This window comes from Methylobacterium sp. 275MFSha3.1, from assembly GCF_900108435.1.
GTDB lineage: Bacteria > Pseudomonadota > Alphaproteobacteria > Rhizobiales > Beijerinckiaceae > Methylobacterium.
The window spans coordinates 66,341-88,480 of record NZ_FNWP01000023.1 but is presented as its reverse complement, the minus strand read 5'-3'; the positions used below and the strand labels follow the sequence as shown (position 1 = coordinate 88,480).

General features: G+C 74.1%; 24 protein-coding genes. 12 read left to right on the top strand and 12 right to left on the bottom strand.

The genetic code is table 11. From position 1 onward, the window contains the following. Positions 1-10 precede the first annotated feature (10 nt). Both BLW78_RS24000 and BLW78_RS23995 read left to right on the top strand, forming a co-directional pair. Positions 11-679 carry a response regulator transcription factor gene (locus BLW78_RS24000; protein WP_091682527.1) on the top strand — a complete coding sequence of 223 codons (669 nt, stop codon included), beginning with the start codon at positions 11-13 and terminating at the stop codon, positions 677-679. Next, positions 676-2,031, top strand: a complete 1,356-nt coding sequence (locus BLW78_RS23995; protein ID WP_091682525.1) for a sensor histidine kinase — start codon at positions 676-678, stop codon at positions 2,029-2,031. Before BLW78_RS24000 ends, BLW78_RS23995 begins: the two co-directional genes overlap by 4 nt. Positions 2,032-2,227: 196 nt before the next feature. Here BLW78_RS23995 and cysC read toward each other — a convergent pair whose 3' ends face one another. From cysC to BLW78_RS23965, 7 genes are all read right to left on the bottom strand, one after another. After that, positions 2,228-2,887 (bottom strand): adenylyl-sulfate kinase, encoded by a 660-nt coding sequence (gene cysC, locus BLW78_RS23990; protein WP_020095217.1) that lies wholly within the window; start codon positions 2,885-2,887, stop codon positions 2,228-2,230. Between the two features lie 79 nt (positions 2,888-2,966). Continuing rightward, complete coding sequence (locus BLW78_RS23985) at positions 2,967-4,061, bottom strand: hypothetical protein (RefSeq protein ID WP_091682568.1); 1,095 nt, start codon at positions 4,059-4,061, stop codon at positions 2,967-2,969. A gap of 578 nt (positions 4,062-4,639) precedes the next feature. After that, the gene (gene metW / locus BLW78_RS23980) at positions 4,640-5,398 is read right to left on the bottom strand and encodes a methionine biosynthesis protein MetW (protein ID WP_244527037.1); all 759 of its coding nucleotides are present in this window, start codon (positions 5,396-5,398) and stop codon (positions 4,640-4,642) included. A 5-nt stretch (positions 5,399-5,403) separates the two neighbouring features. Further along, positions 5,404-6,609 (bottom strand): homoserine O-acetyltransferase MetX, encoded by a 1,206-nt coding sequence (locus BLW78_RS23975; protein WP_091682523.1) that lies wholly within the window; start codon positions 6,607-6,609, stop codon positions 5,404-5,406. A 162-nt stretch (positions 6,610-6,771) separates the two neighbouring features. Then, entirely contained in the window at positions 6,772-6,951 is a 180-nt protein-coding gene (locus tag BLW78_RS23970; RefSeq protein ID WP_091682522.1) for a hypothetical protein, read from the bottom strand. A 121-nt stretch (positions 6,952-7,072) separates the two neighbouring features. Then, positions 7,073-7,240: a hypothetical protein gene (locus tag BLW78_RS31510; protein ID WP_170855227.1), complete on the bottom strand. Its 168-nt coding sequence runs from the start codon at positions 7,238-7,240 to the stop codon at positions 7,073-7,075. A gap of 171 nt (positions 7,241-7,411) precedes the next feature. Then, the gene (locus BLW78_RS23965; protein WP_056523934.1) at positions 7,412-7,705 is read right to left on the bottom strand and encodes a hypothetical protein; all 294 of its coding nucleotides are present in this window, start codon (positions 7,703-7,705) and stop codon (positions 7,412-7,414) included. 191 nt (positions 7,706-7,896) lie between these two features. On the opposite strand from BLW78_RS23965, the gene BLW78_RS23960 reads away from it, so the two are divergent. After that, complete coding sequence (locus tag BLW78_RS23960; protein WP_091682520.1) at positions 7,897-9,012, top strand: pyridoxal phosphate-dependent aminotransferase; 1,116 nt, start codon at positions 7,897-7,899, stop codon at positions 9,010-9,012. After that, entirely contained in the window at positions 9,005-9,949 is a 945-nt protein-coding gene (locus tag BLW78_RS23955; RefSeq protein WP_091682518.1) for a prephenate/arogenate dehydrogenase family protein, read from the top strand. Before BLW78_RS23960 ends, BLW78_RS23955 begins: the two co-directional genes overlap by 8 nt. Positions 9,950-10,096: 147 nt before the next feature. Here BLW78_RS23955 and msrA read toward each other — a convergent pair whose 3' ends face one another. Continuing rightward, positions 10,097-10,825, bottom strand: a complete 729-nt coding sequence (msrA, locus tag BLW78_RS23950) for a peptide-methionine (S)-S-oxide reductase MsrA (protein WP_091682517.1) — start codon at positions 10,823-10,825, stop codon at positions 10,097-10,099. 142 nt (positions 10,826-10,967) lie between these two features. Between msrA and trpB the strand changes: the two genes are divergently transcribed. Then, on the top strand, positions 10,968-12,209 hold the full coding sequence (gene trpB, locus BLW78_RS23945; RefSeq protein ID WP_020095227.1) for a tryptophan synthase subunit beta: 1,242 nt from the start codon (positions 10,968-10,970) through the stop codon (positions 12,207-12,209). Between the two features lie 63 nt (positions 12,210-12,272). On the opposite strand, the gene BLW78_RS23940 is transcribed toward trpB, so the two are convergent. From BLW78_RS23940 to BLW78_RS32175, 3 genes are all read right to left on the bottom strand, one after another. Next, complete coding sequence (locus BLW78_RS23940; RefSeq protein WP_091682515.1) at positions 12,273-12,668, bottom strand: type II toxin-antitoxin system VapC family toxin; 396 nt, start codon at positions 12,666-12,668, stop codon at positions 12,273-12,275. Between the two features lie 11 nt (positions 12,669-12,679). Beyond that, the gene (locus BLW78_RS23935) at positions 12,680-12,922 is read right to left on the bottom strand and encodes a type II toxin-antitoxin system VapB family antitoxin (protein ID WP_091682513.1); all 243 of its coding nucleotides are present in this window, start codon (positions 12,920-12,922) and stop codon (positions 12,680-12,682) included. A 95-nt stretch (positions 12,923-13,017) separates the two neighbouring features. Continuing rightward, positions 13,018-13,329: a helix-hairpin-helix domain-containing protein gene (locus tag BLW78_RS32175; protein ID WP_348272464.1), complete on the bottom strand. Its 312-nt coding sequence runs from the start codon at positions 13,327-13,329 to the stop codon at positions 13,018-13,020. Between the two features lie 389 nt (positions 13,330-13,718). Between BLW78_RS32175 and BLW78_RS23925 the strand changes: the two genes are divergently transcribed. Continuing rightward, complete coding sequence (locus BLW78_RS23925) at positions 13,719-15,623, top strand: ABC transporter ATP-binding protein (protein WP_091682510.1); 1,905 nt, start codon at positions 13,719-13,721, stop codon at positions 15,621-15,623. An 85-nt stretch (positions 15,624-15,708) separates the two neighbouring features. Next, positions 15,709-16,608, top strand: coding sequence for a cell envelope integrity EipB family protein (locus BLW78_RS23920; RefSeq protein ID WP_091682508.1), 900 nt, complete (start codon positions 15,709-15,711; stop codon positions 16,606-16,608). A gap of 9 nt (positions 16,609-16,617) precedes the next feature. Here BLW78_RS23920 and BLW78_RS23915 read toward each other — a convergent pair whose 3' ends face one another. Next, positions 16,618-16,914 carry a DUF3572 domain-containing protein gene (locus tag BLW78_RS23915; protein ID WP_026605257.1) on the bottom strand — a complete coding sequence of 99 codons (297 nt, stop codon included), beginning with the start codon at positions 16,912-16,914 and terminating at the stop codon, positions 16,618-16,620. 80 nt (positions 16,915-16,994) lie between these two features. On the opposite strand from BLW78_RS23915, the gene BLW78_RS23910 reads away from it, so the two are divergent. From BLW78_RS23910 to BLW78_RS23890, 5 genes are all read left to right on the top strand, one after another. Next, entirely contained in the window at positions 16,995-17,366 is a 372-nt protein-coding gene (locus BLW78_RS23910; protein WP_007560977.1) for a response regulator, read from the top strand. 170 nt (positions 17,367-17,536) lie between these two features. Beyond that, a complete protein-coding gene (locus BLW78_RS23905; protein ID WP_091682506.1) occupies positions 17,537-18,910 on the top strand; it encodes a PleD family two-component system response regulator in 1,374 nt (457 codons plus the stop codon). Positions 18,911-19,064: 154 nt separating this feature from the next. After that, positions 19,065-20,273 (top strand): DUF2252 family protein, encoded by a 1,209-nt coding sequence (locus BLW78_RS23900; protein ID WP_091682504.1) that lies wholly within the window; start codon positions 19,065-19,067, stop codon positions 20,271-20,273. 127 nt (positions 20,274-20,400) lie between these two features. Next, on the top strand, positions 20,401-21,363 hold the full coding sequence (locus tag BLW78_RS23895) for an acetyl-CoA carboxylase carboxyltransferase subunit alpha (protein ID WP_020095236.1): 963 nt from the start codon (positions 20,401-20,403) through the stop codon (positions 21,361-21,363). Continuing rightward, on the top strand, positions 21,360-22,091 hold the full coding sequence (locus BLW78_RS23890) for a DUF1796 family putative cysteine peptidase (protein WP_091682503.1): 732 nt from the start codon (positions 21,360-21,362) through the stop codon (positions 22,089-22,091). Before BLW78_RS23895 ends, BLW78_RS23890 begins: the two co-directional genes overlap by 4 nt. The last annotated feature ends 49 nt before the right edge of the window (positions 22,092-22,140 follow it).

Genomic DNA, 22,140 nt, shown 5'->3' with positions numbered 1-22,140 from the left:
AGGCCGGCCCGTGCGCGTCCTGATCGTCGAGGACGAACCGCGCATCGCGGCGGACATCCGGCAGGGGCTGGAGAGGGCCGGCTACGTCGCCGACGTGGTGGCGGACGGCGAGGCGGCGTGGTTCCGCGCCGAGACCGAGCCTTACGACGCCATGGTGCTGGATCTCGGCCTGCCGCGCCTCGACGGGCTCGGCGTGCTGCGCCGCCTGCGCGCGGCCGACATCGCCCTGCCGGTCCTGATCCTCACCGCCCGCGACGGCTGGCGCGAGCGCGTCGAGGGCATCGACGCCGGCGCCGACGACTACCTCGCCAAACCGTTCCGCATGGAGGAGCTGGTCGCGCGGCTGCGGGCGATCCTGCGGCGCACCGCCGGCCACGCCGCGCCGGTGCTGCGCGCCGGCACGGTCGAGCTCGATACCCGCACCCGCGCGGTCAGCGTCGACGGCAGGCCCACGGAGCTGACCGCCCTGGAATACCGGCTGCTGGCCTTCCTGCTGCACCGGCCGGGGCAGGTCGTGCCCGCGGGCGAGTTGCTCGACCACCTTCACGGCGTCGGGACCGAGCGCGAGGCCAACGCCCTGGAGGCGCTCCTGACGCGCCTGCGCCGCAAGATCGGGCCGGGGGTGATCGAGACCCGCCGCGGCCAGGGCTACCTGATCACCGGACCGGACGGGCCGTGAGGCGCGACTCCCTCCGCCTGCGGCTCGGCCTCGCGGCGGCCGCGCTGATCGCGCTGGCGCTGGTGCTCGCCGGGATCGGCCTCACGGTGATCCTCGACCGGGTGCTCGACGCCCGCACCGTCGCCGATCTGGACCGGACCGCCAAGCTCATCGCCGGCCGGGTGGGCCTCGCGCCGGACGGGACGCCGACCCTGTCCCGGGACCTGCCGGACCCGCGCTTCGCCACGCCCTACGGCGGCCTGTACTGGCAGGTCGAGGCGGGATCGCGCGCGCTGCGCTCGCGCTCCCTCTGGGACAGGAGCCTCGACCTGGGACCGGCCGGGGCGGGCGCGCAGGCCCCCGCGACCCTCGACACGACCGGGCCCGACGGCGGCCGGCTCATCGCGGTGGTGCGGCCGCTGCAGATCGGCGCGCCGGGCGCCGAGACCGCGCTGCGGGTCGCGGTGGCGGAGGACCGGCGCGGCCTCGCGGCGAGCCGGACCACCTTCCTGCGCCTGCTCGTCCCGGCGCTCGTCGCCCTGTTCGTCGTCCTGACCCTGGCGATGGGCCTGTTCGTGCACCGGGCGCTCGGCCCGTTCCGGGTGCTGCAGGCGGAGCTCCTGGCGGTCCATGCCGGGCGGCGGGCGCGGCTGCCGGAGCAGTTCCCCGACGAGGTCCGGCCACTGGTCACCGACCTCAACCGGCTGCTCGACGCGCAGGAGCGCGCCCTGGTCCGCGCCCGCGACGCAGCCGCCGACATGGCCCACGGCCTCAAGACGCCGCTGGCGGTGCTGGACGCGCTGGCGCGCCGGACCGGGCCGACCGACCCGGCGCTGGCGGCCGAGATCGCCGAGCAGGCGCGGGCCATGGGCGGGCAGGTGGAGCGGGCGCTGGCCCGGGCGCGGGTCGCGGCCGGGGGCGACCTGCGGCGGCGGTCCTGCCCGGTCGCCCCGGTGGCGGAACGCCTCGTCGCGACCCTGCGGCGGCTGCCGGAGGGCGGGTCCCTCGACTGGGCCGTGGCGGTGCCCGGGACCCTCGCCTATCCGGGCGAGGAGGGCGAGCTGATGGAGGTGCTGGGCAACCTCCTCGACAATGCCCGGAAGTGGGCGCACCGGCGGGTCCGGATCACCGGGACGGAAGCCGGGACGGACGCCGGCCAGCCGGGCCTCGCCGTCGAGGATGACGGCCCCGGCATGAGCGCCGCGGCCATCGCGGGGATCGGGCGCGGCCAGCGCTGGGACGAGAGCCGGCCGGGCACCGGGTTCGGCATCGCCATCGCCCGCGACGTCGCCGAGGCCGCCGGCGCCCGGCTCGATTTCGGCCGCTCGGCGCTGGGCGGCCTGCGAGCGGAGCTGCGCTGGCCGGGCGGGTAGGGCGAGCCAGGCGCCTCCCAATTCGCGCCCTCATCCTGAGATGCCGGCTGAGGTGCCGGAGCGAAGCGCAGGCCTCGAAGGCGGGCTCCAGGGATCGCGCGGCCGGCTGGACCCCTCCTTCGAGCCCCGCTTCGCGGTCACCTCAGGATGAGGGGATGGCTGGGAGGACCCGGTGTGCGCGTCGGGAACCACACGCTCACCGCCCCCGCTCCGCACCCGCGCCCGCCCGGCTCAGCCGCATCAGCCGCGCGCTCAGGGCGCGGGCGCAGGCCGCGGTGCCGCGGCCCTCGGTGGCGATCGTCAGGTCCGGCCGCTCCGGCGCCTCGTAGGGCGCCGAGATGCCGGTGAAGCCCGGGATGCGGCCGGCGCGGGCCAGCCGGTAGAGGCCCTTCGGGTCCCGGGCCTCGCACAGGCCCAGCGGCGTGTCGACGAACACCTCCAGGAACGGGATGTCGCCGGCGATCCGGCGCGCCAGCGCCCGGTCGGCCCGGTAGGGCGAGATCAGCGAGACGATCACCACCGTCCCCGCCTCGGCCATCAGCCGCGCCACCTCGGCGGTGCGCCGGACGTTCTCGGCGCGGTCCTCCGGCGAGAAGGCGAGGTCGGCGTTGAGCCCGTGGCGCAGGTTGTCGCCGTCGAGGACGGCGCTGTGCCGGCCGCCCGCCACCAGGGTCCGGTCGGCCTCCGCCGCCAGCGTCGACTTCCCGGCCCCCGACAGGCCGGTCAGCCACGCGATCACCGGCACCTGGCCGAGGCGCGCCCAGCGCGCCTCCCGCGCCTGGAGGGGGTGCCAGGTCACGGGGCCCGGAGGGAGGCCGGCCGGAACCGTCTGCGGGATCTTCTGCACGACGCACATATCCACCGCCTAGTCACACGCCTGGGGCGGCGTCCGCGCGGGCGGCCGCCGGTTCTCGGACATCGACACGCGCGGGCCCCTACGGCACGCGCCAGACCGGGTAGCCGACGGCCTCGCCGAGGCGCTCCCGGCACTCCTCTAGGATGTGGGCCGTCCGCCGCCGCCACGCGGGCGGGGACCGGAAGGCGGCCCGCGCCGCCGCCGCCCGCACCAGCGCCTCGACCGCGGCCTCCGTCTCGGGCGCGACCGGCCCGGCGGCGAGCTCGTTCGGCGGGGCGGCGGGCGCGGCCGCGATCACCGCGTCCCAGCTCTGCCCCCAGCAGGCGGCGGCGAAGCGCGCGTTCCCGGCCGCGTAGCGCGCCGCGACGCGGGCCAGCCCCTCCGGGGCGCCGCCGCGGAACCGCTCCGCGTCGAGCCCCCGCGCCCAGGCCCAGTCGTCGAGGACGTGGCCGAGCAGCCGGCGATGCCCGGTCACCTGACGGTGCACGCCGAGCCGGTACAGGCGGCGCGACGCCTCGACCGCGACCGGCCCGGAACTCCGGTTGGTACGGTAGGCGAGGTCGGCCGGGCCGAGGAGCGGCGCGAGGCGCTCGCCCAGCCCGAGCCCGTCGACCAGCCGCGCCAGCAGCGGCGCGTCGGACCGCCGGTCGCGGTACGGCAGGGCGGTGACGCGCCCCGCGGCGGCGCGGCGCCAGGGCTCGAGCCGGTCCGCGTAGTCGTAGCGCCGGGACCCGCCCTCGGAACGCAGGAAGCCGCGGAACGTGCGGCCCTCGGCGACGACCTGCGCCCGCAGGGCGTAGGCCGAGGCCAGCTGCTCGGCCTGCGGCTTGACCACGAGCGCCGCCTCCAGGGCGAAGCCGCGGCGCGCGAACAGGTCGGACAGGATCTCGGGAACGCGCCAGAACGGGCGCTGGACGGAGAAATCCTCGTAGGAGAGCAGGACCGTGTCGGCCGGCGTGGCGGCCAGGATCGCGTCGAGCCGCGCGAGGGCCTCCCGGCGCTCCGCGGCGCCGCGGCGCCGGTCCAGCGCCTGGCCGAGCCGGTAGTGGTTGACGTCGTCGCTGCCGGGGGCGCCCGGCGGGGCGAGGTTCGGGTAGCAGATCCCGGCCGCGGCGAGGCGGGGGCGCAGGCGGGCCAGCACCTCCTGGAACGCGGTGGAGCCGGTTCGGGGCATCCCGATGTGAACGATCGCGCGGCGCACGTGTCCTGTCGACCCTGCTGGAATTCGCGGTTGCGGCAAGTCTTCCGCGCAGCCGGGCACAGTCCACGACCCCTCGTGGACCCGCACGTCTCGGGATGAACGCCGGACGAATCCGTAATCACGGTCCGATCACGGGAACGCGACCAGAAATAGCCAAGCTCCGTTTCTGCTCTATTTCAGACGGATTGCGGAATCGCCGGGCCGGGGCGCCGCGGGTGCGCCCGGGAGAGACAGCGCCGCGCGGCGACCCTCGAGCGCCGGACAACAGCGGCGCGATGCCGGGGCCGCTTCCGATCGTGTTGCAACGGTTGGGAAGGACGACGACCCCGGTCGAGACATCCGCGCCCCGCCCCCTCTCCCGTGCGGGAGAGGGTTGGGGTGAGGGACAAGACGCTTCGAGGTCGAGCGAGCCATCACGGCGCGACGGGGGTGTGCCTCGTCCGGACGGAGCTGATCCCTCACCCTGTCCCTCTCCCGCACGGGAGAGGGGACCCGCGCCTCGTCCGGCACGGGCTCGACGCGCCACCGCCTCGCCTTGCTCGGGAGCGGCGCTAGGGCCCGGCATCCTCGCGCCGGAGCAGGAACACGCCCTGCGCGCCGAACAGGTTCCAGACCCACCAGGGCATGGAGAACCGCATCGGCCGGCCGCGGGCGTCCAGCGCCGTGGCGTGCTCGATCCGCGCGCCGATCAGGCGGCAGAGACCGACGAAGTCGCGGATCGTGCAGTGGTGGATGTTGGGCGTCTCCCACCACGCGTCCGGCATGATCTCGGTGACCGGCATCCGCCCGCGGAAGGCCAGCTCGGAGCGCACCCGCCAGTGCCCGAAATTCGGGAACGAGATGATCACCTGCCGGCCGATGCGCAGCAGGTGCTCCAGCACCACCCGGGGATTGCGGGTCGCCTGGATGGTCTGGGACAGGACCACGACGTCGAAGGCGCCGTCCGGGTAGTTGGCGAGGTCGGTGTCGGCGTCGCCCTGGATCACCGACAGGCCCCGGGCGAGGCAGGCGTTCACGCCCTCGCGGGACAGCTCGATCCCGCGCCCGTCGATGCCGCGGCGGTCGCGCAGCAGCGCCAGCAGCGAGCCGTCGCCGCAGCCGATGTCGAGCACCCGGGCGCCGGCCGGGACGAGGCCGAGCACGACGAGGTGGTCGACGCGGGCGCCGCCGCCCTCGGCCGCGTGGGGCAGGGCGTCCGCGCCCTCCCAGGGGGCGCCGTGGCGGACCTTGCCCGAGGCGATCTTACCCAAAGAGATCTTGCCCAGGGGCAGCTTGCCGAAGGTCATCTTGCCGGGCCCGCCGCTCGCCATCCGCGTCACAGCCCGCGCGCCCGGGCGGCGGCGTCGATGAAGCCGCGGGCCGCGGAGAACATCGCCGGCTCGTCGAGCAGGAAGGCGTCGTGGCCCTTGTCGCTCTCGACCTCCACGAAGGCCACCGGCGCCGCGGCGGCGTTGAGCGCGTGGACGATCGCCCGGGAGTCGCGGGTCGGGAACAGCCAGTCCGAGGTGAACGAGATCACGCAGAAGCGGGTCTTGGTGCCCCGGAAGGCGTTGGCGAGCACGCCGTCGTGGTCCTCGGCGAGGTCGAAATAGTCCATCGCCCGGGTCAGGTAGAGGTAGGCGTTGGCGTCGAAGCGCTCGACGAAGCTCAGGCCTTGGTGGCGCAGGTAGCTCTCGATCTGGAAATCGGCGTTGAACGAGAAGGTCGGCGCCGTGCCGCCCTGGAAGCGCCGGCCGAACTTCCGGTGCAGCGCCGGCTCGGACAGGTAGGTGATGTGCGCGCCCATCCGGGCGACGCCGAGCCCCTTGGCGGGCCGGGTGCCCGCCTCGAGGTAGCGCCCGTCCGCCCAGGCGGGGTCGGCCATGATCGCCTGCCGGCCGACCTCGTGGAAGGCGATGTTCTGCGCCGAGTGGCGGGCGCCGGTGGCGATCGGCATCGCGGCGAAGACGCGCTCGGGATAGAGCGCCGCCCATTGCAGCACCTGCATCCCGCCCATCGAGCCGCCGATGCACAGGAACAGGTCCCGGATGCCGAGATGCTCCAGCAGCATTGCCTGGGCCCGGACCATGTCGCGGATCGTCACCAGCGGGAAGTTCAGCCCGTAGGGCCGCCCCGTCGCCGGGTCGATCGAGGCCGGGCCGGTGGAGCCCATGCACGAGCCGATGACGTTCGAGCAGACGACGAAGTAGCGGTCCGTGTCGATCGGCTTGCCGGGGCCGACCAGCGTCTCCCACCAGCCGGGCTTGCCGGTCACCGGGTGGGTGTGGGCGAAGTACTGGTCGCCGGTGAGCGCGTGGCAGATCAGGACCGCGTTCGAGCGCGCGGCGTTGAGCGTGCCGGCGGTCTGGTAGGCGATCTGGAAGGGCGCGAGCTCGACGCCCGCGTCGGTGAGCAGGGGCGTGTCGGCGTCGAAGCGCGCCACCGGGCTCCGCGGGTCGAGCGCCTGCGAGCGCTCGGACGCGCGCCGCGCCGGCTCGTCGATCGGGTCCGGCCTCAGGGCCGTGTCCGTTTGGGTGTCCATGGCGGGTCTTGACGACCGTGTATCGGTTCGGATCCGAACCGGGAGAGCACGGGATCGCCTGACGCGCCGCACTCGCCCGACGCGGCCAGCCCCGCCGAGGTAATGCGCGGGGGGCCGAGCGTCAACGCGGGCGGGCCGGACGGTCAGGCCCGGCCGGGTCGCTCACGCGATCGGGGCGGCCATCACGGCGAGCCCCAGGGCGGGCAGGCCGAGCGCGAGGGCGGCCCGGGCATCCAGACGGTCCGCACGGACGCCCGCCCGCCAGTGCCGGCTCGCCGCGCTCTCGATCAGCATGCCGGTGAGCACGAGACCGCAGCCGATCAGGGCCTGCATCGAAACCATGGGAACCTCGCCCGGACAGCCGCGCGACCGGGGGCGCCGCGCGTCTCGGCGCGCCCCCGGTTGCCGCTGGGAAAGTCCGTCCGGTGTCTGACGGTTCCTCGCCGACGCCTCAGCCGGCGCCTCAGCGCATGGCGGTCGCGCAGGCCGCGAAGACCAGGGCGGCGCCGGCGGCCGTGATGCAGCCGTTGGCCCAGGGCGCCGCCTCGGCGCGCCGCAGGCGGCAATCCGCGGCGACCGAAACGAGGATCCCGATCAGGAAGAGGCTGCAGGGGATCAGGTCACCGGGCATCGTCGATCCATCCAGGGGTTGCGGGTCGGGGCACGCCCGACGCGCCCCTGTTCTCCCGGTTCAACAGGCCGAAACGTGGCGAGTGCCCCGCGGCATTTGCGCGTCGCCGATTTGCCGCGGCGCCCCGGATGGATCGCGCTGGTTGAAGTCCCGCCGATGAAGTCCCGCCGATCAGGTCCTGGCCGAGGCCGGCCGGGTGTCGAAATCCTCCGGGCCCAGATCGAGGAGGTCGTTGGGGGTCTCGGTCCGGTCGTAGGCCTGGCTCGCCGCGGCCTCGATCACCGCCTGATTGCGGGCGAACAGCTCCAGGGGGGCGAGGTCGGCGCCGCCGAACTGCTGGCGCAGCACGGGAACCGGGACCTCGACCGCGATCACCCGCTGGCCGTTCGTCATGGCGAAGCGGATCAGCGAGTCGTCGGCGGGGAGGATGTGGGCGCCGCCGTCCAGGTAGCGTTCGAGGGGCATGCGGGGATCCTTCGTGGTGGGCGCCTGTCGGCGGAGCGCCGGCATACAGGCACGACTCCGTGGGGCCGGACAAGTCGCCCCGGCACGGTCGGGCCGGCACCTCCGGAGTCGGCCCCGGGTTCACCGGCCGAGGAAATGCTGTAGACGGGCGCGGAACCGACCGAACCCCGCGCATCCCGAGTCGCACCGCAATGTCCGCCCCCCGACCCGCCCGTCCGGAACCGCGTCCCGGCGTCCTGGCGATCGACACCTACGTACCCGGCAAGAGCGGGCGGCCCGGGGGCGGCAAGGTCTACAAGCTGTCCTCCAACGAGACGCCCCTCGGCCCGAGCCCGGCGGCGCTGGCCGCCCTCCACGCGGCGACCGCCAAGCTCGAGACCTACCCGGACGGGCGCGCCACGGTGCTGCGCACCGCCATCGCCCGGCGCTACGGGCTCGATCCCGAGCGGATCGTCTGCGGCGCGGGCTCGGACGAGCTCCTGTCGCTGCTGGCCTACGCGTATGGCGGGCCAGGCACCGAGGGGATCTACTCGGAGCACGGATTCCTGGTCTACCGGATCGCCATCCTGGCCTCGGGCGGCGAGCCGGTGGTCGCGCCCGAGCGCGACCTCACCGTCGACGTCGACGCGATCCTGGCCCGGGTCACCGACCGGACCCGGATCGTCTACGTCACGAACCCCAACAACCCGACCGGCACCTACCTGCCCTTCGACGAGATCCGCCGCCTCCACGCCGGCCTGCCGCCGCACGTGCTGCTGGTGATCGACGGCGCCTACGCCGAGTACGTCCGCGCGAACGACTACTCGGCCGGGCTCGAGCTGGCCCTCGAGGCCGAGAACGTCGTGATGACCCGCACCTTCTCGAAGATCCACGGCCTCGCCTCCGTGCGGATCGGCTGGATGGTCGCGCCGGCGCACGTGGCGGACGCGGTCAACCGGATCCGGGGCCCGTTCAACGTCTCGGGCCCGGCGATCGCCGCGGGCTCGGCCGCCATCGCCGACGAGGCGCACATGGCCGCCGCCGCCGCCCACAATGCCGAGTGGCTGCCGAAGCTCACCGAGGGGGCCCGCGCGCTCGGCCTGGAGGTCACGCCGAGCGTCGCGAACTTCCTGCTGATCCACTTCCCCGACGCGCCGGGCCGCTCGGCGGAGGACGCGGACGCGTTCCTGACCGAGCGCGGCCTCATCACCCGGCGGGTCACCGCCTACGGCCTGCCCAACGCCCTGCGGGTGACGGTGGCGGGCGCCGAGGCGAACGAAGCCTTCCTGGCCGCGCTCGGCGACTTCGTGCGGGGCCGGCATGGCTGAGCCGCTCAAGGCCGAGGCGCCCGCCGTCGGCCGCCTCGCCATCGTCGGCCTCGGGCTGATCGGCTCCTCGATCGCCCGGGCGGCGCGCCGCTACGGCCTCGCCCGGACCATCGTGGCGGTGGACCGCGACGCGGCCGTGCGCGCCCGGGTGCGCGAGCTCGGCATCGCCGACGTCGTCACGGGCGACCCGGCGGAGGGCGCCGCCGGCACCGACCTCGTCATCCTGTGCGTGCCGGTGGGCGCGATCGGGGCGGCGGCGGCCGAGATGGCGCCGCATCTCAAGCCCGGCGCGATCGTGTCGGATGTCGGCTCGGTGAAGGGCGCCGTGGTGGCGGCGGTCCGGCCGCACCTGCCCGAGGGCGTCGCGCTGGTCCCCGGGCACCCGATCGCCGGGACCGAGTTCTCGGGGCCGGACGCGGGCTTCGCGACCCTGTTCCAGGGCCGCTGGTGCATCCTGACCCCGCCCGAGGGCACCGATCCGGCGGCGATCGAGACCGTCCGCGCCCTGTGGGCGGGGATGGGCGCCGACGTCGAGACGATGAGCGCCGAGCACCACGACCACGTGCTCGCCATCACCAGCCACCTGCCGCACCTGATCGCCTACAACATCGTCGGCACCGCGGCCGACCTCGAGGCGGCGACGCAGTCCGAGGTGATCAAGTTCTCGGCGAGCGGGTTCCGCGACTTCACCCGCATCGCGGCGTCGGACCCGACCATGTGGCGGGACATCTTCCTCAACAACCGCGAGGCGGTGCTGGAGATGCTCGGCCGGTTCAACGAGGACCTGTCGGCGCTCGCCAAGGCGGTGCGCTGGGGCGACGGCGACGCGCTCCACGCGATGTTCACCCGCACCCGGGCGATCCGGCGCAGCATCGTGGCGCAGGGCCAGGAGACCGCGGCCCCGGATTTCGGCCGGCCGCGCCCGCCGGAGGAATAGGGAAGGCGGCGGACCGACCCTCACACGGACTAGGTCCCTCAGCGCCGTCTTTGCGAGCGCAGCGAAGCAATCCAGGGGGGCTCTAAGCTGTGGGGGATGTCGCGCTGCCCTGGGTCGCTTCGCTGCGCTCGCGATGACGGGGAGCGCTCAAGCCGGCGGGCGGTTGACCAGCACCGGCTGCGCGGCCGTCCGCTCCGGGAACAGGGTCCGCAGCGCCTCGAGCTTCGGCGCGTCGTTGGCGGCGATGTACGGGTGGCCGGGGTGCAGGGCCATGAAGTCCTGGTGGTAGCCTTCCGCCGGGTAGAACGCGGCGCCCGGCTCGATCCGGGTGGCGACCGGCCGCGCGTAGGCCTGGGCCGCGTCGAGCTGGGCGATGTAGGCCCCGGCCACCCGCGCCTGGTCGGCGTCCTGCGGGAACAGGGCCGAGCGGTACTGGCGCCCGGCATCGGGTCCCTGGCGATCCACCTGGGTCGGGTCGAGGGCCACCGAGAAGAAGATCCGCAGCAGCTCGTCGTAGCGGATGACCGACGGGTCGTAGGTGACCGACACGGCCTCGGCGTGGCCGGTCCCGCCGCCGCTCACGGTGCGGTAATCGGCCTCCGCGCGGGTGCCGCCGGCGTAGCCCGACACCGCGCCGCTCACCCCGCGCACGTGCTGGAACACCCCCTGCACGCCCCAGAAGCAGCCGCCGGCGAAGACGGCCACGCGCGGCCCCGGCGGCTCGGCGGAGCGGGTCACGGCCTCCGGCAGGCGCCGGGGCGCCTCCTCGGCGAAGGCCGGAAGCCGGGGGAGCAGGACGGCAGCCGCGAGGCCGAGCCCGAGACTCGCCCCGAGGACCGGGCGGGAGAGGGTGCGGAACGTGTCGCGAAGAGCCATGGTCAACCTCCTGCCGGATGCTGACAGCCCGTTCGCGCCGGCGCCCGATCCGGTTACGCGCGCGGCTGGCCGCATTGCGGTGACGGCGACATGGGTCTAGGCACCCGGCAACAGATCGACACGCGCGCGCAGGATCCGTCCCGTGACCATCGCCCCCGAGCCCAACTCCTTCCGCACCGGCCCCGACGAGCGCGGCCGCTTCGGCATCTTCGGCGGCCGCTTCGTCGCCGAGACGCTGATGCCGCTGATCCTCGAGCTGGAGGCAGCCTACGACGCGGCCAAGCAGGACCCGACCTTCCAGGCCGAGATGGAGAGCTACGGCACCCACTATATCGGCCGGCCGAGCCCGCTCTACTACGCCGAGCGCCTCACCGAGCACCTGCGCGCCAAGGCGCCGGCGGGGCAGGGCGCCAAGGTCTATTTCAAGCGCGAGGAGCTGAACCATACCGGCTCCCACAAGGTGAACAACGTGCTGGGCCAGATCCTGCTGGCCCGCCGCATGGGCAAGCCGCGGATCATCGCCGAGACCGGCGCCGGCCAGCACGGCGTCGCCACCGCCACGCTCTGCGCGCGCTTCGGCCTCAAGTGCGTCGTCTACATGGGCGCGGTCGACGTCGCCCGGCAGGCGCCCAACGTCTTCCGCATGAAGATGCTCGGCGCCGAGGTGATCCCGGTGGAATCCGGCACCAAGACCCTCAAGGACGCCATGAACGAGGCGCTGCGCGACTGGGTCACCAACGTCGCCGACACGTTCTACTGCATCGGCACGGTGGCGGGCCCGCACCCGTACCCGGCCATGGTCCGCGACTTCCAGTCGGTGATCGGCCGCGAGACCCGCGAGCAGATGATCGCCCAGGAGGGCCGGATCCCGGATTCCCTCGTCGCCTGCATCGGCGGCGGCTCGAACGCCATGGGGCTGTTCCACCCGTTCCTGGACGACCGCGAGGTCGAGATCTTCGGCGTCGAGGCCGCGGGCCACGGCGTCCAGTCGGGCCTGCACGCGGCCTCACTCACCGGCGGCAAGCCGGGCGTGCTGCACGGCAACCGCACCTACCTGCTGATGGACGGGGACGGCCAGATCGCCGACGCGCACTCGATCTCGGCGGGCCTCGACTATCCGGGCATCGGCCCCGAGCACGCGTGGCTGCACGAGATGGGCCGGGTCACCTACCTGTCGGCGACCGATTCCGAGACCCTGGAGGCGTTCAAGCTCTGCTCGATGCTGGAGGGGATCATCCCCGCCCTGGAGCCGGCCCACGCCCTGTCCAAGATCCTGGAGCTCGCGCCGCAGCGCCCGGCCGAGCACCTCATGGTGCTCAACATGTCGGGCCGCGGCGACAAGGACATCCCGCAGGTGGCCGAGATCTTCGGCACGAAGATCTGAGGGCGCGCGGCAGCGGTCCTCCGCCCGCCGCGCCCCGCCTGTCCCGCGCGCGGACCGTCGGCCTCAGGCGGTCTCGATGTCCGTGAGCGGGAAGTCGTTGCCCTTGTGGAGCAGCGGGACGCCGTGGGCGCGGGCACAGGCGTAGGCGAAGCAGTCGCCGAAGTTCAGGCCGGCCGGGTGCCGGCCCTTGCCGAAGCGGTCGTAGGCGTCCAGCGCGCCCGCTTCGGCCTCCGGCGGGACGGCCAGGATCTCGATGCCGGCGAGGTCGAGATAGGCGTGCACCGCCTCGCGGGCGGCCGGGACCGGGAGATCGAGGTGGCGCGCCACGGCCACGCCGGTTTCCCAGACCGCCAGGGGCGACGTCACGCGGCGCAGCGCCCGCTGAAGCCGGGCCGCCAGGGCGGCCGCATCCGTCTCGTCGGTGAGGATCGCCGTGAGGGCCGACGCATCCACGAACATCGGGTCCCGCCTCAGGTGCGCTCGTACAGACCGTCGATGAACGCCGCGTCGGCGGGCTTCCGGTCCGGACCGGCACGCTCGTGCAGGGCACGGACGAAGTCGGCCGTCCGCTCGACGAGATCAGGCCGGTTCGTCTGGCGGGCGATCTCGTTCTGAAGCGCGCGGCGCACCGCGTCGGTCTTGCTCGTGCCCAGCAGCGTCATGAGCTCGGCCGCGAGGGCGTCGACCTGCGGATCCTTGACGTAGAGCGGCATGCGCGGACCCCTGGGATATCCCGCACAGCGCTAGTTTATATCCTCGGACGCCGCAAGGCGGAGCGGGCCGGAGCGGGTCGCGGGGCCGCGGCCGCTCACCGCACGGTCACCTGATCCTTGATCTTCTCGTAGACCGGCCGGCTGAGCACGCGCTTCGACAGCAGCTGCTCCACCGACGTGTAGGGCCGCTTGGCGACGATCGCCCGGCCGATGGCGCCGCCGCCGCGCAGGTGATTGAGATCCGCCACCGAGGCGGTGTTGAGATCGAGGATGGCCAGGGCCCGGGGACCGGCGCTGTCCTCCGCCCGGTCGACCTCGGCCTGACCGGCCGCCTCCTGCGCCGACGGCTCGGGCTGCGCCTCCCGCGGGAGCGGCTCGGCGGGGAAGGCCGTCGCGTCGGAGGGCATCTGCGTCGGCGCCGGAGCGCCGCCGGACGGGGCGGGGGCGGGCTCGACCGCCGCGGGCGGGGCGGACGGAGCGGCCGGGGCGGGCGGCGCCGCGGGAGCCGCAGGAGGCGGCTCGACGCGCCGGACCGTCGCCGAGGGCTGGGGGGCCGCCGGTGTTTCCGGAGCGGACGCGGGCGGAATCGCCGGTCCGGGTGCGGGGCTCGGCAGCAGGGCCTGCACCACCGCCGCGAGGATGCCGGCAATGATGAGGAGAACCGAAACTCTGAGGATTGCAGGACCGCTGAGCACGCACCACTCGACGAGGATTAAAACTATGTGCATCTACAGTTAATGATATCCTTGCACGTCGTCCAATCCACGCCCGAAACCCGGCTGGTCATCCCCAGGGTATGAGCGGGCCCGCACCGCGGCCGAGGGCGGGACTGCGTCGGCGGCTGGGTGAGCGACTCGGCAAGCGCCTGGGCGCGCACCTGGGCGCGCGTGTCGGCGCTCTGCGCTACCTGCCGACCCTGTTCCGGGAGATCGCCGCCGCGAGCCCGCGCCTGCTGGCGGCGAGCCTGTCGCTGCGCCTCGTGGCGGCCTGTCTGCCGGTCCTGACCCTCTACCTCGCCAAGCTGATCCTCGACGGGATCGTGGCCGAGCACGCCCGGCCGGCGCCGGAGGCGGGGCTCGCTTCGTGGCTCGCCGATCCCGGCCGGGCGCGGCTCGCCGGCCTCGTCGCCGCCGAGTTCGGCCTCGCCCTGCTCTCGGACCTGACCGGCCGGCTCTCGAGCCTCGTCGAGACCCTGATCGGCGACCTCTACGCCAACGCGGCCTCCCTGCGGCTGATGGCGCACGCCGCCGAGCTCGACCTCGCGCAGTTCGAGGACAGCGCCCAGCAGGACCGGCTGGAGCGGGCCCGCCGGCAGGTCAGCGGCCGCACCGGCCTCATCGGCACGGTGTTCGGCCAGCTCCAGGGCCTGCTCACCCTCGCGACCCTGGCGGTCGGGGTCGCGGCCTTCACGCCCTGGCTCGTCGTGCTGATCGCCGCCGCCCTGGTCCCGGCGGTGCTCAACGAGTGGCACTTCACCAAGGCCGGCTACCGCCTCGCCTGGATCCGCAGCCCCGAGCGGCGGCGGATCGACTACCTGCGCTACCTCGGCGCCAGCGTCGAGACCGCCAAGGAGATCAAGCTCTTCGGCCTCGCGGGCTACCTCACCGGGCTCTACGCCGCGGTGGCGGGGCGGCTGCTCGCCGAGAACCGCGGCCTCGCGGTCGCCCGGGCCGGCTGGGGCTTCGCCTTCGCGAGCCTCGGGACGCTCGCCTACTACGCCGCCTACGCGGTGATCGTCTGGCGCACGGTGGCGGGCGCCTTCTCGGTGGGCGACCTCGCCTTCCTGGCCGGCGCGTTCCAGCGGCTGCGCGGCGGCCTGGAGGGGCTGCTCCTCGGGCTGACCCAGATCACCGGCCAGGCGCAGTACCTCGAGGATTTCTACGCCTTCTTCGCGATCCGGCCGCAGATCCGCTCGCCCGCGCGGCCCGCGCCAGTGCCGAGCCCGATCCGCGCGGGGCTGGTCTTCGAGGGGGTCGGCTACCGCTACCCGGGCACGCAGGTCTGGGCGCTGCGCGACCTCTCCTTCGCCGTCCGGGCCGGGGAGACGGTGGCGCTGGTCGGCGGCAACGGCGCCGGCAAGACCACGATCGTCAAGCTGATGACCCGGCTGTACGACCCGCACGAGGGCCGCGTGCTCCTCGACGGCGTGCCGCTGGCCGCCTACGACCTCGACGACCTGCGGGCGCGGATCGGGGCGATCTTCCAGGACTTCGTCCGCTTCGACCTCACCGCCGGGGAGAACGTCGCGGTCGGCCGGATCGCGGCCGCCGACGACGCGGACCGCATCGCGGCCGCGGCGGCAAGGGGGCTCGCGGCCCCGGTGATCGAGCGCCTGCCCGCGGGCTACGCCCAGCCGCTGGGCAAGCGCTTCGCCGGCGGCCTCGACCTCTCCGGGGGCGAGTGGCAGAAGGTCGCGCTGTCCCGGGCCTACATGCGCGAGGCCGAGATCCTGATCCTGGACGAGCCGACCGCCGCCCTCGACGCCCGGGCCGAGCACGACGTCTTCGCCCGGTTCCGGGAACTGTCGGCCGGGCGGACGACGGTGCTGATCTCGCACCGCTTCTCCACCGTGCGCATGGCCGACCGCATCCTCGTCCTGGAGGGCGGCCGGGTCCTGGAGGAGGGCAGCCACGCCGCCCTCATGGCGCGGGGCGGCCGCTACGCCGAGCTGTTCGCTCTCCAGGCCGAGGGCTACCGGTAGGCCGGCCGGCGCGTCGCCGGGGCGGCCCAAGCATTGCCCGATTCCCTGAGCCTGCTATCTGCGGCGGACCGAACCGGGGTTGTCCATGCGCCTGCGCCTCTTCCCACTGCTGACGGCCGGCCTTCTCGTCTGCGCCGGGCCCGCCCGCGCGGCCCCGCCCGCCGCGCCCGAACCGGAGGCCAAGCCGCCGGCGCCCGAGATCGTGCTCGCCAACCACCGCGCGGTCTACGACCTGTCGCTGGCCGAGGGCGGCGGCACCCGCTCGGTGGAGAGCGCCCGCGGGCGCATCGTCATCGACTTCCGGGGCGACGCCTGCCGCGGCTACACGATGCAGACCCGCCAGGTGACGGAGCTGTCCTCCGGCGAGACCGGCGCGCGCCTGTCCGACATGCGCAGCACCACCTTCGAGGGCGGGCAGGGGCGCGAGTTCCGGTTCAAGACGACGACGCTCACCAACAACAAGCCCGCCGCCCCCGTGGACGGGACCGCCTCCGAGCAGGGCGACGCCCTGACGGTGAAGCTGAAGGGCGGCCCCAAGCCGTTCACCGTGGAGGGGCCGGTCCTGTTCCCGAGCGAGCACATGCGCCGCCTGATCGAGGCGGCGCGGGCCGGCCAGTCGACCCTCGCGGTCAAGGTCTTCGACGGCTCGGACGACGGCCGGAAGGTCTACGACACCTTCGCGGTGATCGGCCACGCCGCGACCGGCCCGGCCCCGGCCTCCGGCTCGACCCGCGACAAGCCCCTGCGCGACGGGTCGCTGGCCACCATGCCGCGCTGGCCGGTCCGCCTCAGCTACTACACCGAGGGCGCCGGGGAGCGGACGCCGATCTACACCCTCGGCTTCGACCTCTACGAGAACGGCGTCAGCGGCGCGCTCAAGCTCGATTACGGCGACTTCGCCATCCTGGGCGACATGACCGCCCTCGACATCGACGCCAAGGCGGGGCGGGCCGACAGGGAGGCGGGCAAGGGCTGCACGCCCTGAGGCCCCGCCTCACGCCCATGCGTCGTCCGGCCGCGGCGAGAGCGCCTGCCAGGCCGCGGCGATCCGCTCCGGCTTGATCCCGAGGCCGTTCGCGCAGGCGACCAGCACGTTCTCGTCGCCCATGACATGGTCGAGGACGCCGACCAGGAAGGCCGGCTCCCGGGCGCTCGCGCGGAGCGTGTCGGGGCTCAGGCCGCTCGCCGCCAGGAAGGGCAGGAGACGGTCGTCGTCCCCAGCGATCCACAACAGAACGTCCAGGGCGAGCCGTTCGGCCGACTCATGCCCTTGAAGAGGTTTGCCATTCATCAACATGTGAACGCTACAAAGGTGACGGAGGGGCTTCACGGCCCGCTAATCATGATCGGCGCGCACCGGGACAACGGATCATGAAGAAGACGGTGCTGATCGTCGAGGACAACGAGTTGAACATGAAGCTGTTCAACGATCTCCTGGAGGCGAACGGCTACGCGACGCTCAAGACCGCCCACGGCATCGAGGCGATCGAGCTGGCGCGCGCCCATCACCCCGACCTGATCCTCATGGACATCCAGCTCCCCGAGGTCTCCGGCCTCGAGGTGACGAAGTGGCTCAAGGAGGACGACGACCTCAAGAGCATCCCGGTGATCGCCATCACGGCCTTCGCCATGAAGGGCGACGAGGAGCGGATCCGCGAGGGCGGCTGCGAGGCCTACCTGTCGAAGCCGATCTCGGTCGCGAAGTTTTTGGCAACGGTTCGGGCCTATCTTGAACCGCGTTGACGCCGGCGAGGCGTGCCGTTGAACCGGACCCCCGGCCGCGCCGGGCCGGGTGACCGGTTCAACCGTCCGTCCCGTCGTGTCCGCCCCGGCCCCGGCGGCCGACCGGCGGCGCGCCCCCACGGCACACGGCGCCCGGTCCGGGCCGCTCACCCGCGCCCGCACGAGGAACCATGTCGGCCCGTGTCCTGATCGTCGACGATCTGTTCCCGAACGTCAGGCTTCTGGAGACGAAGCTCGGCCTGGAATATTTCGACACGCTCGCGGCCATGAACGGCCGGGACGCGATCGCGATCTGCGAGAAGGGCCTCTGCGACCTCGTCCTGCTCGACGTGATGATGCCCGGCATGGACGGGTTCGAGGTCTGCCGGCACCTCAAGAACAACCCGCTCACGGCCCACATCCCGGTGGTGATGGTCACGGCCCTCGACCAGCCCGCGGACCGCCTGCGCGGCCTCGACGCCGGGGCCGACGACTTCCTGACCAAGCCGGTGGACGACACCGCCCTGTTCACCCGGGTGCGCAGCCTCGTGCGGCTCAAGGCCGTGACGGACGAGCTGCGCCAGCGCGCGCTCGCCTCCCGGGAGTTCGGGATCGGCGATCCCCTGGCGCTCGCCACCGCCGAGACCGGCCTCGACGCCCGGATCCTGCTGATCGAGGACCGGCCCGGCTCGGCCGAGCGCCTCGCCGGGGCCCTGCGCCAGCACCACGTGGTCACGGTCGAGCCCGACCCGCAGGAGGCCCTGCGCCTCGCCGCCGAGGAGTCCTTCGACCTCGCCCTCGTGAGCCTCGACCTCACCGGCTTCGACGGCCTGCGCCTGTGCAGCCAGCTCCGGTCCCTCGACCGGACCCGGGCGATGCCGCTGATCATGCTCGCCGAGGAGTACGACCGCGCCCGGGTGGTCCGCGGGCTCGATTTCGGCGTGCACGACTTCCTGATGCGGCCGGTCGACCGCAACGAGCTGATGGCCCGGGTCCGCACCCAGGTGAAGCGCAAGCGCTTCACCGACGCGCTCCGGGGGGCGATGCAGGCCTCCCTGCAGATGGCCGTGACCGACGCGCTCACCGGCCTGCACAACCGGCGCTACCTCGACAGCCACCTCGGTACCCTGTTCGGCGACGAGGCCGCCCGCCGGGCGAGCCTCGCCGCGCTGATCCTCGACATCGATCACTTCAAGGGGATCAACGACAGCTTCGGCCACGAGGCCGGCGACGAGGTGCTGCGCGGCTTCGCCGAGCGGGTCCGCCAGCACACGCGGCCGATCGACATCGTGGCGCGCTACGGCGGCGAGGAGGTGGTGGTGATCCTGCCGGAGGCGGGCCTCGTCGAGGCGCAGGGCATCGCCGAGCGCATCCGCGAGCGCGTCGAGGCGGTGCCGTTCACCGTGCAGGGGGCGACCCGGACCGTGTCGGTGACGGTCTCGATCGGCGTCGCCGTGCGCCGCGGCGAGGATCTCGGCCCCGCCGACATGCTCCGCCGGGCCGACCTCGCCCTCTACCGGGCCAAGGCGGCGGGCCGGAACCGGGTCGAGTCGCAGGCGGCCTGACAGGCGGCCTGACAGGCGGCCTGACAGGCGGCCTGACAGGCGTCCCCGCGTCAATACGCGCGCCCGCGCGCGCGGATGAAAAGGCCGGCCTCGCCGTGTTATCGGATTCGGCCGGCCCGTCGAGGCCGGCGCAGCGGCGCGCGGGACCGAACCCATGGACATGCAGGTACCGGCACGATCCGGCCGCGACGCGAGCGTGCTGAACCACCGCCGCCTGTGCAAGATCGCGTCCTCGCCGCACGCCTACGTCCGCGGCAGCACGGCGCGGTTCTACGAGCTGCTCGCCGGGATGCCGGCCGGCACCCTGCCCGAGGGGCCGCCCGTCTGGATCTGCGGCGACGCGCATCTCGGCAATCTCGGCGCGCTCGCCGGCCCGGACGGCGGGATCGACATCCAGATCCGCGACCTCGACCAGACCGTGGTGGCGAACCCGGCCTTCGACCTCGTCCGGCTCGCGCTCTCCCTGGTCACCGCGGCGCTCAACGCGACCCTGCCGGGCATCGTCACCGCCCGGATGATGGACGCCATGGCGGACGGCTACGCCGACGGGATCGCCGATCCCGAGGGGGCCGAGCGGGGCGTCGACCCGTCCGAGATCGTCGTCACGACGAAGCGGCGGGCGCTCGGCCGGCGCTGGCGCCACCTCTCGCGCGAGCGCCTGAAGGGCAAGGCCGCCCGGCTCCCGCGGGGCAGCCGGTTCTTCGACCTCGACGCCGACGAGCAGGACGCGCTGACGGCGCTGATCCGCGACCCGGAGATCCGCCGCCTCGTCCTGGCGCTCGGCAGCGCGGCCGACGACGCCGAGATCCGGCTGCTCGACGCCGCCTACTGGATCAAGGGCTGCAGCTCCCTCGGGCGCCTGCGCTACGCCGCCCTGGTGGAGGTGCTGGGCGGCGACCGCCCGAACCTCGCCCTGCTCGACGTCAAGGAGGCGGTGCCGCACCTCGCGCCGGCCGCCGCCGGGATCGCGGTGCCGTCGGACCACGCCGAACGCGTCGTCGCGGGCGCGCGGGCGCTGTCGCCCAACCTCGGCGACCGGATGGTCGCCGGCCACATCGGCGGCACGCCCGTCACGGTCCGCGAGCTGCTGCCGCAGGATCTCAAGATCGACGCCGAGCAGTTCTCCCGCGGCGAGGCGGTCCGCGTCTCCCGGCACCTCGCCGCCATCCTGGGCCGGGCCCACGGCCGCCAGATGGGCGCGGCCGACCGCCGGGCCTGGATCGACGCCGTGCGGGCGCCGGGCCCGGGCCCCGACGCCCCCGGCTGGCTCTGGTCGGTGGTCACCGACCTGATGGGCGCGCACCAGCGCGGCTACCTGGAGCATTGCCGCCGGATCGCCCGGGAGGCGCTGGACGCGGCCTGACGCGGCCCTCACCGGCCCGGACCCGGGGCGCTTCCGCCACGCCGCCGGTTGACACCATCCCCGCCATCGCCAACACCTCGCGCCCGCCGCCTCTCGCGCGGCGGACCCCGGGAAGACCTGTGATACGATGGCGGTGACGCGCACCTACCTCGACTTCGAGAAGCCGGTGGCCGAGCTGGAGGCCAAGCTCGAGGAGCTGCGCGCCGTGAGCGCGCGCGACGGCGCGGTCTCCATCGCCGAGGAGGTCGGCCGGCTCGAGGCCAAGGCCGGCCAGGCGCTCGCCGAGATCTACGCGAATCTGACCCCCTGGCAGAAGACCCAGGTGGCCCGCCACCCGCAGCGGCCGCACTTCGTGGACTATCGCGACGGGCTCATCACCGAGTTCACGCCGCTGGCCGGCGACCGCAGCTTCGGCGAGGACGAGGCGATCCTGGGCGGGTTCGGCCGGTTCCGCGGCCGGCCGGTCCTGGTGCTCGGCCAGGAGAAGGGCGCGACGACCGAGGCGCGGCTGCGCCACAATTTCGGGATGGCCCGGCCCGAGGGCTACCGCAAGGCGGTCCGGCTCATGGAGACCGCCGACCGGTTCGGTCTGCCGGTCCTCGCCTTCGTGGACACCGCCGGCGCCTATCCGGGCATCGAGGCGGAGGAGCGCGGCCAGGCCGAGGCCATCGCCCGCTCGACTGAGGCCTGCCTCGCGCTCGGCGTGCCCAACGTCGCCGTGGTGATCGGGGAGGGCGGCTCGGGCGGCGCGATCGCGCTCGCCACCGCCAACCGGGTGCTGATGCTGGAGCACGCGATCTACGGGGTGATCTCGCCGGAGGGCGCCGCCTCGATCCTGTGGCGCGACCAGGGCCGCGCGTCGGACGCCGCGACCGCCATGAAGATCACCGCCCAGGACCTGCTGCGGCTCGGCGTCATCGACGCGATCATCCCGGAGGCCACCGGCGGGGCGCACCGCGACCGCGAGGCGGCGATCCGGGCCGCGGGCGACGCCATCGCCGACGCCCTCGCGCAGTTCGACGGCCTCTCGCCCGTCGAGGTCCGCGACCGGCGCGCCGAGAAGTTCCTGGCGATCGGCCGGACCCTGTGAGCGAGCCCGGGGCGACGGGGGGGCTGTTCGGCGCGCTCGGCCGGCTGCTCGGCCGGCGCGACGCGCGGGAGCCGGGCCGGCACAACCACGTCTCCCTGGGCTGCAATTGCCAGATGGCGCACGTCCTCAAGACGCTCGACCTGCGCCAGTGGTCGGGGCCCCTCGACTGGATCTTCTCCATGCCCGGCATGGCCCGGGACTGCCTCGCCGACGACTTCGCGGCGCTCGTCGACCGGGGCCAGCTGGAGAGCATCCCGGAGGCCGAGCGGCGCGGCCCCGGCATCTGGCGGGGGCGCCACCGCCTCTACCGGGAGCGGCACGGCCTCGAGTGCGTGTTCAACCACCACGACCCGGCGACGAGCGAGGCGGACTACGCCTTCCTCACCGAGGGCGTGCGCCGGCTGCGCCGGGCCCTCGACACGCCGGGCACCGACAACCGCCTCTGGATGATGACCCATCTGCACACGCCCCGCGACGTGGTCGAGGCGATCGACGACCTGCTCGGGCAGCGCGCCAGCCGCAACCACCTGACCTTCGTGCAGCTCGAGACCGGGCACCCGCGCATGGCGGTGGTCGAGGCGCTCGACCTCCGGCCCACCCTGCGCTGGCTCACCGTGCAGACGCCCTCGGAGCCGGTCGGCCTGCGGCTCGCCGACCCGGCCGACGACGCGGCGCTGGTGGCGATCATCCGCGCCGAGGCGGCGCGGCGGCCGGACCTGTTCGCCTGAGCGGGCGCCCGGGGGCGACGTTGCGGGGCGGCGGCCGGTCGGCTCCCGG

Bases quoted from the DNA above. Each gene is read 5' to 3' on its own strand.
- BLW78_RS32175 (WP_348272464.1), bottom strand. From the start codon at position 13,329: ATGCCCTCCGACGCGACGGCCTTCCCCGCCGAGCCGCTCCCGCGGGAG.
- BLW78_RS23975 (WP_091682523.1), bottom strand. From the start codon at position 6,609: ATGGACACCCAAACGGACACGGCCCTGAGGCCGGACCCGATCGACGAG.
- metW (WP_244527037.1), bottom strand. From the start codon at position 5,398: ATGGCGAGCGGCGGGCCCGGCAAGATGACCTTCGGCAAGCTGCCCCTG.
- BLW78_RS31510 (WP_170855227.1), bottom strand. From the start codon at position 7,240: ATGCCCGGTGACCTGATCCCCTGCAGCCTCTTCCTGATCGGGATCCTC.
- BLW78_RS23965 (WP_056523934.1), bottom strand. From the start codon at position 7,705: ATGCCCCTCGAACGCTACCTGGACGGCGGCGCCCACATCCTCCCCGCC.
- BLW78_RS23985 (WP_091682568.1), bottom strand. From the start codon at position 4,061: ATGCCCCGAACCGGCTCCACCGCGTTCCAGGAGGTGCTGGCCCGCCTG.
- BLW78_RS23905 (WP_091682506.1), top strand. From the start codon at position 17,537: ATGTCGGCCCGTGTCCTGATCGTCGACGATCTGTTCCCGAACGTCAGG.
- BLW78_RS23960 (WP_091682520.1), top strand. From the start codon at position 7,897: ATGTCCGCCCCCCGACCCGCCCGTCCGGAACCGCGTCCCGGCGTCCTG.
- BLW78_RS23935 (WP_091682513.1), bottom strand. From the start codon at position 12,922: ATGCCGCTCTACGTCAAGGATCCGCAGGTCGACGCCCTCGCGGCCGAG.
- BLW78_RS23920 (WP_091682508.1), top strand. From the start codon at position 15,709: ATGCGCCTGCGCCTCTTCCCACTGCTGACGGCCGGCCTTCTCGTCTGC.
- BLW78_RS23895 (WP_020095236.1), top strand. From the start codon at position 20,401: ATGGCGGTGACGCGCACCTACCTCGACTTCGAGAAGCCGGTGGCCGAG.
- BLW78_RS23915 (WP_026605257.1), bottom strand. From the start codon at position 16,914: ATGAATGGCAAACCTCTTCAAGGGCATGAGTCGGCCGAACGGCTCGCC.
- msrA (WP_091682517.1), bottom strand. From the start codon at position 10,825: ATGGCTCTTCGCGACACGTTCCGCACCCTCTCCCGCCCGGTCCTCGGG.
- BLW78_RS23955 (WP_091682518.1), top strand. From the start codon at position 9,005: ATGGCTGAGCCGCTCAAGGCCGAGGCGCCCGCCGTCGGCCGCCTCGCC.
- BLW78_RS23910 (WP_007560977.1), top strand. From the start codon at position 16,995: ATGAAGAAGACGGTGCTGATCGTCGAGGACAACGAGTTGAACATGAAG.
- BLW78_RS23900 (WP_091682504.1), top strand. From the start codon at position 19,065: ATGGACATGCAGGTACCGGCACGATCCGGCCGCGACGCGAGCGTGCTG.
- cysC (WP_020095217.1), bottom strand. From the start codon at position 2,887: ATGTGCGTCGTGCAGAAGATCCCGCAGACGGTTCCGGCCGGCCTCCCT.
- BLW78_RS23970 (WP_091682522.1), bottom strand. From the start codon at position 6,951: ATGGTTTCGATGCAGGCCCTGATCGGCTGCGGTCTCGTGCTCACCGGC.
- BLW78_RS23940 (WP_091682515.1), bottom strand. From the start codon at position 12,668: ATGTTCGTGGATGCGTCGGCCCTCACGGCGATCCTCACCGACGAGACG.
- BLW78_RS23925 (WP_091682510.1), top strand. From the start codon at position 13,719: ATGAGCGGGCCCGCACCGCGGCCGAGGGCGGGACTGCGTCGGCGGCTG.